The organism is Nocardioides sp. IC4_145 (assembly GCF_011250565.1).
Classification (GTDB): domain Bacteria; phylum Actinomycetota; class Actinomycetes; order Propionibacteriales; family Nocardioidaceae; genus Nocardioides.
The window spans coordinates 72,037-87,097 of record NZ_JAANMS010000001.1; the positions used below are offsets into that span (position 1 = coordinate 72,037).

Sequence of the window (15,061 nt, forward strand, 5' to 3'; positions counted from 1 at the left end):
ACGTTCTACGCCGAGGGAGTTGCTGTGGTGGACCGGCTGTCGGGGCTCGATGCGAGCTTCCTCTACCTCGAGACGCAGGCGCAGCTGATGCACGTCTGCGGGGTCATCGTGCTCGACCCGGCCACGATGCCCGAGCCGTACTCGTTCGAGCGCCTCCGGGCCACGGTCCACGAGCGGGTGCGCGACACCCCGGCCTTCACCCGCAAGCTGCGCCGCGTGCCGTTGGGCCTCGACCACCCGATCTGGGTGCGCGACCGGCAGTTCGACATCGAGCGGCACGTGCACCGTCTCGCGCTGCCGCAGCCCGGCGGCCTCGCGGAGCTGACCGACCTCGCCGGTCACCTCGCCGGGCAGCCGCTGGACCGCTCGCGGCCGCTGTGGGAGATGTGGGTGATCGAGGGGTACGACGCCGGGCTGGGCCACGACCTGGTCGCGGTGTTCATGAAGATGCACCACGCCACGGTCGACGGCGTCTCCGGCGCCAACCTGGTCTCGCACCTGTGCAGCCTCGAGCCGGAGGCCGAGCCGCTGGCGACCGCCGCGGACCAGCGCTACGGACGCGACCCGGACCGGCTGGAGCTCCTCGGCCGCGCACTGCTCTCCAACGCCACCAAGCCGGTCCAGGCGGTGAAGCTGCTCAGTCCCTCGGCGCAACTGGTCTCGCGCACGATCGGCCGCGCCCGGGCCGGCACCGCGATGGCCGCCCCGCTGACCGCGCCGCGCACGTCGTTCAACGGCACCATCACCGGGCACCGCGCCATCGCGCTGGCCGACATGGACCTCGAGCAGGTCCGCGAGGTCAAGGCCGCCACCGGCACGACGGTCAACGACGTCGTGCTGACGGTGGCCGGCGGCGCGCTGCGCTCCTACCTCGAGGACCGTGGGGAGCTGCCCGACGACTCGCTGCTGGCGACCGTCCCGGTGTCCGTGCACGGCAGCTCGCGGCACGCCAGCGGCGCGAACAAGGTGTCGGCCCTCTTCGCCAAGCTGGGCACCGACGAGGAGGACCCGCTCGTGCGGCTCGAGGAGATGGCCACCCGCAACCGGCACGCGAAGGAGCACCACAACGCGATCAGCGCGGACTCCCTGCAGGACTGGGCGGAGTTCGCAGCGCCGCGGACCTTCGGCCTGGCGGTGCGGACCTACGCCTCGCTGCGGTTGGCCGAGCGGCACCCGGTCGTGCACAACCTGGTGATCTCCAACGTGCCCGGCCCCCCGGTCCCGCTGTACTTCTGCGGCGCCGAGGTGCTCGGGCTCTACCCGCTCGGCCCGGTCTTCCACGGCGCCGGCCTGAACATCACGGTGATGTCCAACTACGGCCACCTTCACGTCGGCGTCATCGCCTGTCGCGAGTCGGTGCCGAACCCCGACGACCTGGTGCAACGGTTCCCCGCCCAGCTGGCCGAGCTGCGGGCCGCGGTGGCCGCCCGCCCGCTGCGCGAGGAGGCCGAGCTCAGCTGATCGCCCAGCTGATCCCTCAGCTGATCCCTCAGCTGATCTCGGGCAGCTCCTGGGCTGCGCCGAGCAGCGCCCGGAAGGGGTCGCCGTGCTCGGCGATGCGGTCCAGCGCCGTGCGGATCGTCCACCGGTCCGGCCGCAGGTCCTGGTCGTCGAGCTCCTCCCACCGGATCGGCACCGAGACCGGCGCGCCGGGTGCCGGCCGGGGCGACCACGGGCCGACGAGCGTCTTGTTGACGGCGTTCTGCGTGTAGTCCAGCCGCGCCAGCCCGCCGCGCGCCTTGACCTCCCACTTCCAGCTGACCAGCTCCGGCACGACCTTCCCGACGGTCCGCGAGAGCCGCTCGACCCAGGCGCGGGTGTCGCCGAACGAGTAGCCGGGCACGACCGGCACCCACACCTGGATGCCGCGCCGTCCGGTCACCTTCGGCAGCGCGGTCACACCGAGGTGGTCGAGCGCGGTGCGGTGCAGCCGCGCCAGCACCAGCAGCTCCTCCCAGCTGGTGCGCTCGCCCGGGTCGAGGTCGACGAGGGCGTACGTCGGCTCGTGCATCGCCTCGGTCCGCGAGGTCCACGGGTGCCACTCGAGCGCCCCGAAGTTGGCCATCCACACCAGCGTGGCCGGCTCGTCGGCGACGACGTACGCCGTGGTCTCGCCCTCGTCGGCGTCCGGGTTCTCCCAGCACTCGACCCACTCCGGCGCGTGGTCGGGACGCTGCTTGTGCCAGAAGCCCGGCCGGTCGGCGCCCTCGGGGTAGCGGTGCAGGTTGACGGCCCGGCCCTCGAGGTAGGGCAGCGCGACCGGCGCCACCTGCGCGGCGTACGCCAGCAGCTCGCGCTTGGTGATCGCCTCCTCGCCGGGGCGGCCGGGAAAGAGCACCTTGTCGAGGTTGGTGACCTTGAGCCGCCGGCCGTGCACCTCCCAGGTGCCGCCGCTGCCGGGCAGGTCGCCCAAGGCGTCGATCGCCTCGTCGGGGACGCTCGCGGCCGGGGTGGGCGGCACGCCGGCGAGGACGTCGTCGTTGGTGCGTCCGCTGAGCACCGAGCGTGGGTGGTCCTCGGGGTCCCAGCCGTCCACGGCGTGCTGGTCGCGCTTGTGCAGGAGCATCCACTCGTCCTTGCCCGAGTCCTTGCCCGAGTCCTTGCCCTCGCGGCGGACCAGGACGAGCCGACCGCGCAGCTTGCGGCCGTGCACCTCGACGTGGAGCTCACCGGCAGCGACGGCGGCCGCCGGGTCGTCGGTGCGGACCGGCTCGAAGGTGCCGGTGTCCCACACGATGACGTCGCCGCCGCCGTACTCACCACCGGGGATCGTGCCCTCGAAGTGCAGGTAGTCGACCGGGTGGTCCTCCACGTGCACCGCCAGCCGCCGCGAGCCCGGGTCGAGCGTCGGGCCCTTCGGCACCGCCCAGCTCACCAGCACCCCGTCGATCTCGAACCGCAGGTCGTAGTGGAGGTGGCTGGCGCGGTGCCGCTGGACCACGAAGCGCGGTGCGTCCGTCGTGGTCGCCACGTCGCCGGCGGGCTCGGGGGTGCGGGCGAAGTCGCGCATCGAGCGGTACGTCGCGAGCGGGTCGGCCATGGCGGTCGGGTACCCACCTGTGCCGTCCGCCTCAGCGTTCGGGACCGCGTGCCATCGTGGCTGGCATGAGCGAGTCAGCAGCAGACGCCCCTGTCGTCGTCGTGACCGGGGCGAACGGCTTCGTCGGGTCCGCCACCTGCACCGCCCTGGTCGAGCGCGGCGCCTCCGTGCGAGCGGTGGTACGCCGTGCCGGCTCGGCGCCGGCGCTGGCCGGGGTGGAGGAGCGGGTCGGCGAGTTCGGCGACCCGGCGTTGGCCGCGTCGGTCGTCGAGGGCGCGACCGCCGTCGTCACGACCGTGCACCCGATGGGCTCGGACCGCGAGACCCAGCACCGGGTCGGCGTCGAGGCCACGACGACCCTTGCGCGGGCCGCCCGCGACGCCGGCGTCGACCGGCTGGTCCACGTGTCGACCGCGGCCGTCTACGACCGCTCGCCCGGGACGGGCGACGTCGACGAGGGCTCGCCGCTGGTCGGCGAGGACGGTGGCGACTACGGGATCACCAAGCGCGACACCGACGCCGCCCTCGCCGGGGTCGACGGGACCACCCGCGTGCTGGTCCGGCCGCCCGCGATCCTCGGCCCGGGGGAGACCTCGGTCTGGAACACGCTCCGACCCGCCGCCGTCCGCGACCAGCCGGACGCACGGCGTACTGCTCCGGACAAGACGTTCGCCTGGGTCCACGTCCGCGACCTCGCGGCGTTCCTTGCCGACGTCGCGGTCGGGCTGGTGGCCGAGTCCGACGACCCCGGCCGCGGGCCGGTCGCCGGCGGCTGCACGCCGGTCAACCTGGCGGCCGAGCCGGCGCGGACGCGGGACTACCACGAGACCGTCACCTCCGCCGTCGGCGTCGAGCCGGAGTGGGTCGACGAGCCGTCGTGGACCGGCCGGATCGTCGCCGACCGGGCCCGCGACTGGGGCTGGGCGCCGGGGGTGACGCTCGACCAGGCGCTCGGCGAGCTCGCCGACGGGCTCCGCTGAGCCCGCCCTGCGTACGCTCGCGCGCATGACCGAGGAGCAGCCCACCGACGCCCGGACGATGCGCGAGCGGATGGAGGCCGGGGACCTCTACCTCGCCGACGACCCGGAGATCGGCGAGGCGAGCGCCGCGGCGCTGGACCTGATGGCGGCGTACAACGCGACCTCGGTGCGGCAGGCGCCGCTGCGTCGGGCGCTGCTCGAGGAGCTGCTCGGCTCCGTGGGGGAGGGCACGGAGCTGCGGCCCCCGGTGTACGTCGACTACGGCACGAACATCACCATCGGCGCCCGGTGCTTCGCCAACTTCGGCCTCGTCGCGCTCGACGTCGCGGCCATCACCATCGGCGACGACGTGCAGATCGGTCCGAACGTCCAGCTGCTCACGCCCACCCACCCCCTCGAGGCCGGCCCGCGCCGCGACAAGTGGGAGGCTGCGCAGCCGATCGTCATCGGCAACAACGTCTGGCTCGGCGGCGGCGCGATCGTCCTCCCGGGCGTCACCATCGGCGAGAACACCGTCGTCGGCGCCGGAGCCGTCGTCACCAAGGACCTCCCCGCCAACGTGGTCGCCGTCGGCAACCCGGCGCGCGTCGTCAAGCAGCTCACCGACGACTGAGGCAGCCGGCAACGGGGTCGTGTGCCAGGGACGCGCGCGACCGCGTCGTGGGGCACACGACCCAGGCGCCGCGGGCGGGACGGGTCGCCTCGAGGCTCAGCGCCGGACGGCGTACCGCGTCATGGCCACCCCGCCGGGGAAGGTCCGCGTCTCGACGAGGTCGAGGCCCACGCGAGCGTCCAGGCCGGCGAGGAACGGCAGGCCGCCGCCGAGCAGCACCGGGTGGGTGACGACGGCGTACTCGTCGACCAGGCCGGCCCGCATCGCCGCCGCGGCGAGGGTGGGTCCGCCGACGCGCAGCGGTCCGCCGTCCTGGGCCTTGAGGCGGGTGAGCTCGGGGACCGGGTCGCCGGTGACGAGGCGGGTGCCCCAGTCGACCGAGTCGAGCGTGGAGGAGAAGACCACCTTCGGGGTGTCCCGCCAGTTCCGCGCGAACGCGACCTGGGCGGGGGTCGCACCGGGCTGCTGGTCGCCCGTCGGCCAGTAGGAGCTCATCGCCTCCCACAGCCGACGCCCGTAGGCGATCACGTCCACGGCCTGCTCCTCGGCGAGCCACCACTCGAACAGCTCGTCGCTCGAGGCGCCCCAGCCGTGGTCGCCGTCGGGCCCGGCGACGTAGCCGTCGAGGCTCACGTTCATCCCGTAGGTCAGCTTCCGCATGCGTCACGCCTTCCGTCCGTCGGTCCTCGGACGGGTGGACCGGCACGGTCGGCGGGACTCATCGGCGCGGGTTCGCCGGCGGGCCGGGCACGCGAAAGGCGAGGGGAGAACCCCTCGCCATGTCCAAGGTATAGCGCGTCGGGGGGCTTGCGGCAAGACCCCCGGGCGGCCCCAGAATCGCCCGCCGTGACGAGGGATGCGGGGGTCTTCGACCTCGACGAACAAGCAAAGGCCGACCCGGCGCTGGTGGCGGCCGACGAGGCGCACTTCACGGCGATCGCGCGGAGGCTCGAGGAGAGCCTGGCCGAGCTGGCCGAGCGCCTCGAGGTCGTGCGCCGTGAGGGCGGCGGGCACGGGCAGGCGGCGCTCGACCGGGACCAGGAGGTGCACCGGCTGAGGGCGCGGATGCGGACGTTGGGCCGGTACGGCGTCGACCTGTGCCTGGGGCGGATGGTGCCGGTCGAGGGCGAGCCGATCTACGTCGGACGACTCGGCCTCACCGACCGGGCGGGCCGACGGCTGCTGGTGGACTGGCGCTCGCCGGCGGCGGAGCCGTTCTTCGGTGCGACGCACGCCGACCCGCAGGGGCTGGTCAGCCGCCGGCGGTACCGCTGGACGCTCGGCCGGGTCACCGACTACTGGGACGAGGTGTTCACCGCCGAGGGGCTCGAGGGGCACGCCGCGCTGGACGACCAGTCCGCGTTCATCGCCAGCCTGGGCAGCAGCCGCGGCGAGCGGATGCGCGACGTGCTGGCCACGATCCAGGCCGACCAGGACGCGATCATCCGGGCCGGCTCGCGCGGGGTGCTGGTCGTCGACGGCGGTCCCGGCACCGGCAAGACGGTCGTGGCGCTGCACCGCACGGCGTACCTCCTCCACGCCGACCCGCGGCTGGGCGCGCAGCACGGCCAGGACGGGCAGCGGCGCGGGGGAGTGCTCGTCGTCGGGCCGCACGAGCCGTACCTCTCCTACGTCGCGGACGTGCTGCCCAGCCTCGGCGAGGAGGGCGTCAGGACGTGCACGCTGCGCGACCTCGTGCCCGAGGGCGCGACCGCCGTCGAGGAGGACGACCCCGAGGTGGCCCGGCTGAAGGCGAGCGCGGCGCTGGTCGACGCGGTCGAGCCGGCGGTGGCTCTCTACGAGGAGCCGCCGACGGAGGGGATGGTCGTCGAGACGCCCTGGTCCGACGTCTGGCTGGGTGCGGACGAGTGGGCGGAGGTGTTCGCCTCGCCCGACCCCGGCACGCCGCACAACGAGGCCCGCGACCAGGTCTGGGACGAGCTCGTGGACCTGCTGGTCGACAAGCACGACCTGGACGAGGACGCGCCGGAGCCGAGCGCCGACGACGTGCGCCGGTCGCTGCACCGCCACCGCGAGCTGCGCACCGCCTTCGACCGCGCCTGGCCGCTCGTCGACGCCGCGGACCTGGTCGGTGACCTGTGGACCGTGCCGGCGTACCTCCGTCGGTGCGCGCCGGACCTCGCTCCCGACCAGGTCCGGCTCCTGCAGCGCACCGACCCGCAGGCCTGGACGACCGCCGACCTCCCGCTGCTCGACGCCGCCCGGCACCGGCTGGGCGACCCGGACGCGGCCCGCCGGCGGCGGCGCGAGCGCAGCGCGGCCGCCGCACAGCGGGCGCGGATGGACGAGGTCGTCGACCATTTGGTCGCGATCGACGACTCGGAGATGCGGGTGATGTCGATGCTGCGCGTGGCCGACCTGCAGACCGCCCTGGTCGACGTGGACGGAGCGGCCGGAGCAGGCGCGGCGGGCGGGGCGTCGTGGGACCGGCTCGCCGGCCCGTTCGCGCACGTCGTGGTCGACGAGGCGCAGGAGCTCGACGACGCCCAGTGGCGCATGCTGCTGCGCCGCTGCCCGTCGCGCAGCCTCACGGTCGTCGGCGACCGGGCGCAGGCCCGGCACGGGTTCGCGGGGTCCTGGGAGGAGCGGCTCGCGCGGGTCGGGCTCGCCTGGTCCGGATCGGGGCAGGTGACCGTGGCGTCGTTGCGGATCAACTACCGCACGCCGGCCGAGGTGATGGCGGCCGCCGAGCCGGTGATCCGGGCCGCCCTGCCGGACGCCAACGTGCCGACGTCCGTCCGCCGCACCGGCCGGCCCGTGCGGCACGGCACCGTGGCCGACCTGGGGCCCGTCGTCGAGGCCTGGCTGGCCGAGCACAAGACCGGCGCCGCGTGCGTCGTGACCGCCGACGGCGAGCGCACCGACGTACCTCCCTCGCCCCGCGTCCGCCAGCTCACCCCCGTCCTGGCCAAGGGCCTGGAGTTCGACCTGGTGGTGCTCGTCGAGCCGGACCGGTACGCCGCGGGGGAGGTCTCGAGCGTCGCCCCCGCCGTCGACCGGTACGTCGCCATGACCCGCGCGACCCAGGAGCTGGTGGTCCTCGACGGCCCGTGAGGGTCGCGGCGGGGCATCCCGACCGCGTCGGCGGGTACCAGCCCAACGGAGGCCGCCACCCGCCGACCAGCGTCCTCGGAGGTGCCCGATGTCCGCTCGCGAACCGCAGGAGACCGCGGCCGTCGCCGCGACGACCGGGGCCAAGAAGGTGCACCGGTCCTGGGACCGGGTGCTCGTCAGCTCCTTCCTCGCCGGGGCGTACATCGCCTTCGGCGGGATGGTCGCGATCACCGTGTCCTCGGGGCTGGACCCGGCGACGTGGGGCACGCTGCCGACGCTGTTCACCGGTGCGGCGTTCACCCTCGGCCTGGTGCTGGTGGTCATCGCCGGCTCCGACCTCGCGACCGGCAACATGATGCTGGTGCCCCTGGGCGCCCTCGACGGCAAGCTCTCCGTCGGCGACGTGGCCCGCAACCTGACGCTCGTGCTGCTCGGCAACCTGCTCGGAGCGCTGTTCGTGGCGTTCTTCCTGGCGGTGGAGACCGGCGTCATCGGCAGCGCCGGGGCGGACCCCGGCAGCGCCGCGGCGATGACCTTCGACCGGCTGGCCGGCATCGCGGAGGGCAAGGCGACCGGGCACAGCGCCTGGGAGACCTTCCTGCGGGCGGTGGGCTGCAACTGGCTGGTGTGCCTGGCGGTGTGGATGTCGCTCGCCGCCACGTCGGTGGCCGGCAAGATCCTCGCGGTCTTCTTCCCGATCATGGCGTTCGTGGCGATGGGCTTCGACCACGTCGTGGCCAACATGTTCTTCCTGCCGGCCGCGATCTTCGCCGGCGTCCCGGGGCTCGGCTGGGGCGACGTGCTGGTCAACTGGCTGCTCGCCGGGGCCGGCAACCTGGTCGGCGCGGTGGTCTTCGTGGCGACCTCGTACTGGTACCTCTTCCTCCGCGACGACGAGCCGGCCGAGGCCGAGCCCGAGCAGGGCGGCTGATCCCCGCCGCGATCTCGGTGCGACCCGGGCGCGACCCCGGTGCGGCCGGCCGGACCGGCTTGTTAGCGTCGAGGCGCCCCTGTCCCACCCGTCCGAGAGGTCAGCGTGCCCCCCTCGCAGCACCCGTCCACCCCGGTCCGCGACCACGGGAAGGAGGGGCGCCAGCCGCAGCGCCGGGGGTTCCGCGACGACATCCAGGGCGTCCGCGCGCTCGCCGTGCTGGCGATCATGCTCTACCACGCGGGGCTGAGCCCCTACCCGGGCGGCTTCGTCACGCTCGACGTCTTCTTCGTCGTCTCCGGCTTCCTCATCACCCACCTCCTGCTCAAGGAGGTGGACCGCGACGGGTCGGTGTCGCTGGTGAAGTTCTACGCGCGGAGGGCGCGGCGCATCCTGCCCGCGGCCTCGATCGTCACTGTCGCGACGCTGGCGGCCTCGGCCATCTGGTTGGGCGTGGTCGAGGCCAAGGACGCCGCGACCGACGCGCTGTGGACGGCGTTCTTCGCGGCGAACATCCGCTTCGCCAGCGAGCAGACCGACTACTTCGCCCAGGACACCGCGGCCTCGCCGTTCCAGCACTTCTGGTCGCTGGCGGTGGAGGAGCAGTTCTACCTCGTGCTGCCGCTGCTGGTGGTCCTCGCCGCCTGGTGGGCCGCGCGGCGGGCCGGGTCGGTGCGGGCGCGGGCCGCGATCGTGCTGGGCACGATGACCGTGGTGAGCCTCGCCTGGTCGGTGCACGCGTCCACGTCCAGCCCGGAGACGGCGTACTTCTCGACCTTCACCCGCACCTGGGAGTTCGGCGTCGGCGCGCTGCTCGCGATCATCGCGCCCTGGCTGGTGCGCCCGCTCGGCGCGCGCGACCGCAGCCTGCTCGCCGCGACCGGCCTGGCGGCGGTCGTGGTCGCCTGCTTCACCGTCACCGAGGAGACCGCGTTCCCCGGGTACGTCGCGCTGCTGCCGGTCCTCGGCACGGGCGCGATCATGGTCGCCGGCGCCGAGTGGTCCGGTCGCCCGCCGCTCGTGCAGCGGATGCTCGGCATCGCGCCGCTGCGGTGGGTCGGCGACGCGTCGTACTCCCTCTACCTGTGGCACTGGCCCGTCTTCCTCGTCGCCAGCCAGCACGTCGGCCGCGACCTCAGCCTGCGCGGGACCGCCGCCGCGGTGCTGGTGACCTTCGCGCTGTCGTGGGCGACGTACCGCTTCGTCGAGACGCCGTTCCGCACGCTCTCGTGGTCGCCGGTGCGCACCCTGCGGCTCTACCCGGCCTCGGTCGGGATCGTCCTGGCCGCCAGCCTCGTCGCGGGCTTCGTCGTCGAGCGGTCGCTGGTGCAGGACGACGCACCGCCGATCACCGTCGCCTCCCAGGACGAGGGCCCGACAGGCGAGGAGCTGTCCGACGACCCCGCCGTCGCGCTCGTGCAGGCCAGCGCGCGGGCCGCCGAGGACGGCGAGCCGATCCCCTCCGACCTCGAGCCGGGGCTGCTCGACCTCAAGGGCGACAAGGCCGACCTGGGGGAGTGCGAGTACGGCGCCGCCCCGTGGAAGCTGTGCCGCCGCGGCGACACCGAGGGCGAACGCACGCTCGTCCTGCTCGGCAACTCCCACGGCCGCCACTGGGTGCCGGCCCTCGAGAGGATCGCCGAGCGCGCCGGCTACCGCGCCTACTACCTGGTGAAGTCCGCCTGCACGCCTGCGCGCGTCGAGTCGCTGCACCCCAAGCTCGACGAGCCGTTCGACGAGTGCACCGACTTCAACCGCTGGGCGCTCAACCGGATCGCGAGGCTCGAGCCCGACCTCGTCGTCATCACCGGCTCCGCCCCGCGCGGGATCGTCGTCGACGGCGAGGTCGTCAAGGACCGCGACGAGATCCTCCCGGCGATGGGCCAGGGGTTCGCCGACGCGATCGCGGACGTCCAGCCGTACGCCGGCCGGGTCGCCGTCCTCGGCGACGCCCCCAAGCGCCAGCGCGAGCCCGCCGACTGCCTCGGACGCCGCGGCGCCACCCTGGCCGATTGCGCCGACGAGCCGGTCGACTCCGCCCGCCAGGTCACGCTCACCGCCCGCGACGCCGCCCAGGACGCCGGCGTGGACTGGGTCGACCCGCAGCGGTGGTTCTGCGCGGGCGGGCTGTGCCCCGCCGTCGTGGGTGCCACCATCACCATGCGCGACCTCGGCCACCTCACCACGGCGTACTCCGAGCAGCTCGCCGAGCCGCTCGGCCGCGAGCTCGGCCTCTGGGGCCGGGACTGAACGCGTCCCTCTCCGCTCTGTCCACAGGCCGGGGACCGCGGGCGGCGTATTCCGTGACGTTCGGCAGGTGGTCCGGGCCGATCCGCCACCCGAGCGTCACGGACTACCCCGGCGGACCGGCCGGTGCGTCGTAGCGCAGGCCGTCACGGGTGACCTGCGCGCCGGCCGACGGCTCGTGGAGGGTGGTGCGGCCGTCGTGGGCGAGGTGGAGGACGGGTACGCCGTGCAGCAGCGTGAGCGCGTCGGCGACCATCCGCCGGTGGCAACGCCACCACAGCGACTCGCTGCACAGGAGAGCGGTCGTGCCAGAGCGCGCGCCCTCAAGTAGGTCGACGAGGCCGGCGCGGAACTCGTCGGTGCGCATGTGCGCGGCGTACGCGCGGAACGCCGCGACCCGCCACCAGCCGTCGACCGATGGGTCCTGACCCTTCGGGACGCTGCGACGGCCGCCGAGGCGCGGCTCCCAGACGTAGCCGATCCCGGCCCGGGGCACCCACTGCTTCATCGCGTCGCGCGACACGTCGGGGTTGCGACGACTGCCGGGGAAGCGGCGCACGTCGACGAGCCGGTCGACGCCAGCGCCCTCGAGGAGGCTGCGGAGCTCGTCGCGCTCCGCGGTGCCGTGTCCGACGGTGAGCAGCTGCGGCATGAGGAGCCGGTGCCCGACCGCCGCTGGGGCACGCTTGCCCCATGGACGAGCTGCTCGGCTCCGGGGCTCTGGATGGTGCGGTCGTGGCGGGCGTGGACGGTTCGACGCAGGCCGACGAGGCGCTGCGGTGGGCGGCGGAGCAGGCCGTGCTCGAGGGCCGGCGGCTGGTCGTGCTGAACGCCGCCGACGCCGGGACCGCGTTCGCCTCGGCGTGGGCAGGAGTCCCGGGGAGCGCGCCGGAGTCGTTGCTGCGCGAGCTCGAGGAGCACGCCCGGGGCTTCGTCGTGCGGGCCGGGAGGTCGGTGGCCGACCTCGTGCCTGGGGTCGAGGTGCTGACTGCGGTCGGGCGGCAGGACCCTCGGCAGGCGCTGCTGGCCTGCTCCCAGCACGCCGCGCTGCTGGTCGTCGGGTCGCGTGGTCGCGGACCGGTGCGGAGCCTGCTCCTGGGGTCGGTCGGCGCGGGTGTCGCCCGGCACGCGACCTGCCCGGTCGTCGTCGTCCGGCCCTGGTGCGGCCTACCGGCGCGGACGGCGCGGACCGGGGTCACCCTCGCCGCCGACCCCGCGCTGCTCGGTCCCCGCACGGTCGGGCGCGCGCTGCTCCATGCCCGCGTCCGTGGCCTGCCGATCACGGTGCTGCACCGGCGGGGGGACGACCCGACCGACGTCCTGCCCGCGGGCACGGACGGCGGCGTCGTGGTCCGGCACCGCTGCACCGACCACGACCTCGTCCGCTCCCTGGAGGAGCTCAGCGGCACCAGCCACCTGGTGCTCGTCGGCGCGCCCCGCACCGGCCGCGGCTCGCGGGCCGCCATGGCGGTGCTCGAGCACGCCCACGGACCGGTCTGCGTCGTGCCGGAGGACTAGCGCGGGGGCCGAGCCGCCGGCGTACGTGGTTCGACCGCACCCGCAAGGACCTCCGCCTGCGAGCCACGCGCACCCGGACGCGCCCCCTGCTGGTCGCGACCGGCCTCACCGTCCTCGTGGCGCTGCTGCCGGTGCGGGGCGGGGCGGGGCGGGAATCCGACGCGCCGCTGTGCTTCGGCCTCGAGCCGACCGTCGTCGGCCGGCTCCGACGGCATCGACCGCTGCCGCGCCGAGGTCGAGCGGGGCTGCGAGCTCGACTGACCCCGCCCGCCACACGGCGTAGCCTCCAGGGCATGCACCGCATCTTCACCACGAGCGTCGCATCGGTGTACCCGCACTACGTCACCAAGCTCGAGCGCAAGGGTCGGACCAAGGCGGAGCTGGACCAGGTGATCGAGTGGCTGACCGGCTTCGACGAGGCGGAGCTGGCGCGCCACCTGGAGGGCGGGACGACGTTCGAGGAGTTCTTCGCCGCCGCCGAGCTCAACCCGCTGGTCTCGCAGATCACCGGCTCGGTCTGCGGCGTGAAGGTCCAGGAGGTCGAGGACCCGCTGATGCGTCGCATCCGCTACCTCGACAAGCTCGTCGACGAGCTGGCCCGCGGCAAGCCGCTGGACAAGGTCCTGCGGTCCTGAGGCCCCCACGCCCGGGCGCACGAGGTGACTGCCGCGCGCTGGCGTCGCGATCCAGCGGTCGCCGGTCGACGATCGTTCAATTGCGCTGGAACGTCGCTGCGCAAGCGCCCGCACACGGCGACTTCCCAGCAATTGCGCGATTGTCGACGGCGCCGACGACCGATGAGGATGGGCCCCCGCGCCGGTCGAACCCGCTGACCAGCCCAGACCACCCCGCCCCATCACCCTCAGGAGCCACCCGTGCGCACGCTCATCGTCACCGCGTTCATGTCCCTCGACGGCGTCATGGAGGCGCCCGGCGGTGAGCCCGGGTATCGCAACAGCGGCTGGACCGTCGACGGCATCGCGTTCGACGAGGCGGCGTACGCCCTCAAGGCCCAGGAGCAGGACGAGGCCGGCGCGCTGCTGCTGGGCCGTCGCAGCTACGAGGCGTTCGCGCCGGTGTGGCCCACGATGACCGAGGAGTTCCCGCGCTACAACGCGATGCCGCGGTACGTCGTCTCCACCACCCTCGAGGGTGACGACCCGCGCTGGCCGGCGACCGTCCTCCGCTCGCTCGACGACGTCGCCGCCCTGAAGCAGACCGACGGCGCGCCGCTGATCGTGCACGGCAGCGCCACGCTCGGCCACGCCCTGGCGGACGCCGGCCTCGTCGACCGCTACCACCTGCTCGTCTTCCCGGTCCTCCTCGGCGCGGGCAAGCGGCTCTTCAGCGACGCGGACCAGGACAAGACGCTGCTCGACGTCGTCGACACCGAGACCTACGCCAACGGCATCGTCAAGGTCGTCGCCGACGTGCGTCACTGACGGGGTCGTCCCTCCTGGCCGCCCGCGCGCTTGGCCAGGGCGACCGCGGCCAGCTGCGAGGACACCTGGAGCTTGGCCAGGATCGACTTGACCTGCGTGCGGACGGTTCCTTCCGCGACGACCTCGCGCCTGCTGATCTCGCTGACGGTCAGGCCCTCGCACAGCAGGGCCAGGACGGTGCGTTCCCGGCGGGTGAGCAGGCCCAGGCGGACGCGCCCGCCGTGCACGGTCTCCTCGTCGGCCGCGGCGAGCGCGACCAGCTCGTCGCGAGCCGTCCGGTCGATGGCCGGGAGCCCGCGGCTCAGCAGCGCGAGCGCGTCCAGCAGCACGGCCATCGGCTCGTCCATGCTGATCGCCGCACCGGCGCCGTGTCGTAGGCAACGGCCCCACCGGGCGCGGTCGCGGGACCCGGTCAGGACGGCCACGTGGGTCCCTTCGGCCGCCAGCCCCGACACCAGCCGGACCGCCTCGTCGAGCTCCGCGTCGAGGTCGACGACCAGCAGGGCGGTGCGGGCACGGGCTCGCATGACCGAGGACGGCGAGGGCAGGGGGTCGGCCGGGGACGGGAACAGGACGCTGCGTACCTCGTAGCCCTCCTGCGCGAGCACCACTCCCAGGCACTGGACGAGCAGGACGTGCCGGCCGAGCACGACCGTCCGGACGTGCCCGAGGCGCCGTCGCGTCAGCTCGTCGTCGTCGACACGTGGCACGTACGGGACCGGTGGCGGGCGATGTCGCACGGGCCGGGTCCGGTCACGCTCGGGGATCCGCGTCATGTGGGGGGTCTCCACGATCGGTACGACGCGCACGGAGTCGGCCGCGGGGGAACGGACGACCCTTCCTCGAGCCCGTGACGCGAGCCGCGCGGAACGGCGTGGGCCGCCGCCCGGTGGTCCGCGCCCTCGGCCCGGGGGAGGACGCGTGTGGCAGGGATCGTCAGGTCTACTCCGGCTCGGGGGCCGGATCAATCGTCCTTTCGGGCAAGTGCGATCGAGCTCGGCAGCACCCCCGACTTGCGCCGCCGACCTGCGCCCTCGTCGCGCCGGTCCCGGACGTCCTCAAGAATGGGTAATTCCGACTGGAACACGTTCTCGTTTCACGCTCAGCAGGCCGTCCCCGCAGGCCAGCCGTCGAGTATGACGAACTCCCGGGGGTACGAGCCGCTTGGGAGATCGGTCAGTCGTCCGGCGTCGGGCGACGGCCGTAGGGAGAGGG

13 protein-coding genes are annotated in these 15,061 nt (G+C 74.2%); 9 read left to right on the forward strand and 4 right to left on the reverse strand.

What is annotated here, in order from left to right; translation table 11 throughout:
• Positions 1-24: 24 nt before the first annotated feature.
• Positions 25-1,461: a wax ester/triacylglycerol synthase family O-acyltransferase gene (locus tag G6553_RS00345; RefSeq protein ID WP_347565416.1), complete on the forward strand. Its 1,437-nt coding sequence runs from the start codon at positions 25-27 to the stop codon at positions 1,459-1,461.
• A gap of 28 nt (positions 1,462-1,489) precedes the next feature.
• Here the strand turns inward: G6553_RS00345 and G6553_RS00350 are convergent, their stop codons facing one another.
• Positions 1,490-3,040, reverse strand: coding sequence for a DNA polymerase ligase N-terminal domain-containing protein (locus G6553_RS00350; protein ID WP_166188108.1), 1,551 nt, complete (start codon positions 3,038-3,040; stop codon positions 1,490-1,492).
• A 65-nt stretch (positions 3,041-3,105) separates the two neighbouring features.
• On the opposite strand from G6553_RS00350, the gene G6553_RS00355 reads away from it, so the two are divergent.
• Together G6553_RS00355 and G6553_RS21510 are read left to right on the forward strand one after the other, a co-directional pair.
• Positions 3,106-4,020 (forward strand): NAD(P)-dependent oxidoreductase, encoded by a 915-nt coding sequence (locus G6553_RS00355; RefSeq protein WP_166188110.1) that lies wholly within the window; start codon positions 3,106-3,108, stop codon positions 4,018-4,020.
• Positions 4,021-4,045: 25 nt separating this feature from the next.
• Positions 4,046-4,633 (forward strand): sugar O-acetyltransferase, encoded by a 588-nt coding sequence (locus G6553_RS21510; RefSeq protein ID WP_166188113.1) that lies wholly within the window; start codon positions 4,046-4,048, stop codon positions 4,631-4,633.
• Between the two features lie 96 nt (positions 4,634-4,729).
• Here the strand turns inward: G6553_RS21510 and G6553_RS00365 are convergent, their stop codons facing one another.
• Positions 4,730-5,293 (reverse strand): dihydrofolate reductase family protein, encoded by a 564-nt coding sequence (locus tag G6553_RS00365; RefSeq protein ID WP_166188116.1) that lies wholly within the window; start codon positions 5,291-5,293, stop codon positions 4,730-4,732.
• 186 nt (positions 5,294-5,479) lie between these two features.
• On the opposite strand from G6553_RS00365, the gene helR reads away from it, so the two are divergent.
• The 3 genes from helR to G6553_RS21935 all read left to right on the forward strand — a co-directional run bounded on the left by helR (position 5,480) and on the right by G6553_RS21935 (position 10,889).
• Entirely contained in the window at positions 5,480-7,708 is a 2,229-nt protein-coding gene (helR, locus tag G6553_RS00370) for an RNA polymerase recycling motor ATPase HelR (protein ID WP_166188118.1), read from the forward strand.
• Positions 7,709-7,796: 88 nt separating this feature from the next.
• Positions 7,797-8,639: a formate/nitrite transporter family protein gene (locus tag G6553_RS00375; protein WP_166188121.1), complete on the forward strand. Its 843-nt coding sequence runs from the start codon at positions 7,797-7,799 to the stop codon at positions 8,637-8,639.
• A gap of 105 nt (positions 8,640-8,744) precedes the next feature.
• Positions 8,745-10,889: an acyltransferase family protein gene (locus G6553_RS21935; protein ID WP_166188123.1), complete on the forward strand. Its 2,145-nt coding sequence runs from the start codon at positions 8,745-8,747 to the stop codon at positions 10,887-10,889.
• A gap of 103 nt (positions 10,890-10,992) precedes the next feature.
• On the opposite strand, the gene G6553_RS00385 is transcribed toward G6553_RS21935, so the two are convergent.
• Positions 10,993-11,538, reverse strand: coding sequence for a DUF488 domain-containing protein (locus tag G6553_RS00385; RefSeq protein WP_166188126.1), 546 nt, complete (start codon positions 11,536-11,538; stop codon positions 10,993-10,995).
• 41 nt (positions 11,539-11,579) lie between these two features.
• On the opposite strand from G6553_RS00385, the gene G6553_RS00390 reads away from it, so the two are divergent.
• The 3 genes from G6553_RS00390 to G6553_RS00400 all read left to right on the forward strand — a co-directional run bounded on the left by G6553_RS00390 (position 11,580) and on the right by G6553_RS00400 (position 13,846).
• Positions 11,580-12,404: a universal stress protein gene (locus G6553_RS00390; RefSeq protein ID WP_166188128.1), complete on the forward strand. Its 825-nt coding sequence runs from the start codon at positions 11,580-11,582 to the stop codon at positions 12,402-12,404.
• A 293-nt stretch (positions 12,405-12,697) separates the two neighbouring features.
• A complete protein-coding gene (locus G6553_RS00395; protein ID WP_166188131.1) occupies positions 12,698-13,039 on the forward strand; it encodes a DUF2200 domain-containing protein in 342 nt (113 codons plus the stop codon).
• Positions 13,040-13,279: 240 nt separating this feature from the next.
• The gene (locus tag G6553_RS00400; RefSeq protein ID WP_166188134.1) at positions 13,280-13,846 is read left to right on the forward strand and encodes a dihydrofolate reductase family protein; all 567 of its coding nucleotides are present in this window, start codon (positions 13,280-13,282) and stop codon (positions 13,844-13,846) included.
• Here the strand turns inward: G6553_RS00400 and G6553_RS21940 are convergent.
• Complete coding sequence (locus tag G6553_RS21940) at positions 13,840-14,556, reverse strand: LuxR C-terminal-related transcriptional regulator (RefSeq protein ID WP_166188137.1); 717 nt, start codon at positions 14,554-14,556, stop codon at positions 13,840-13,842. The genes G6553_RS00400 and G6553_RS21940 overlap by 7 nt on opposite strands.
• Between the last annotated feature and the right edge of the window lie 505 nt (positions 14,557-15,061).

What these genes read in the sequence shown, in the direction of transcription:
- G6553_RS00350 (WP_166188108.1), bottom strand. Translation starts at nt 3,040, where the DNA reads ATGGCCGACCCGCTCGCGACGTACCGCTCGATGCGCGACTTCGCCCGC.
- G6553_RS00355 (WP_166188110.1), top strand. Translation starts at nt 3,106, where the DNA reads ATGAGCGAGTCAGCAGCAGACGCCCCTGTCGTCGTCGTGACCGGGGCG.
- G6553_RS21510 (WP_166188113.1), top strand. Translation starts at nt 4,046, where the DNA reads ATGACCGAGGAGCAGCCCACCGACGCCCGGACGATGCGCGAGCGGATG.
- G6553_RS00365 (WP_166188116.1), bottom strand. Translation starts at nt 5,293, where the DNA reads ATGCGGAAGCTGACCTACGGGATGAACGTGAGCCTCGACGGCTACGTC.
- G6553_RS00375 (WP_166188121.1), top strand. Translation starts at nt 7,797, where the DNA reads ATGTCCGCTCGCGAACCGCAGGAGACCGCGGCCGTCGCCGCGACGACC.
- G6553_RS00385 (WP_166188126.1), bottom strand. Translation starts at nt 11,538, where the DNA reads ATGCCGCAGCTGCTCACCGTCGGACACGGCACCGCGGAGCGCGACGAG.
- G6553_RS00390 (WP_166188128.1), top strand. Translation starts at nt 11,580, where the DNA reads ATGGACGAGCTGCTCGGCTCCGGGGCTCTGGATGGTGCGGTCGTGGCG.
- G6553_RS00395 (WP_166188131.1), top strand. Translation starts at nt 12,698, where the DNA reads ATGCACCGCATCTTCACCACGAGCGTCGCATCGGTGTACCCGCACTAC.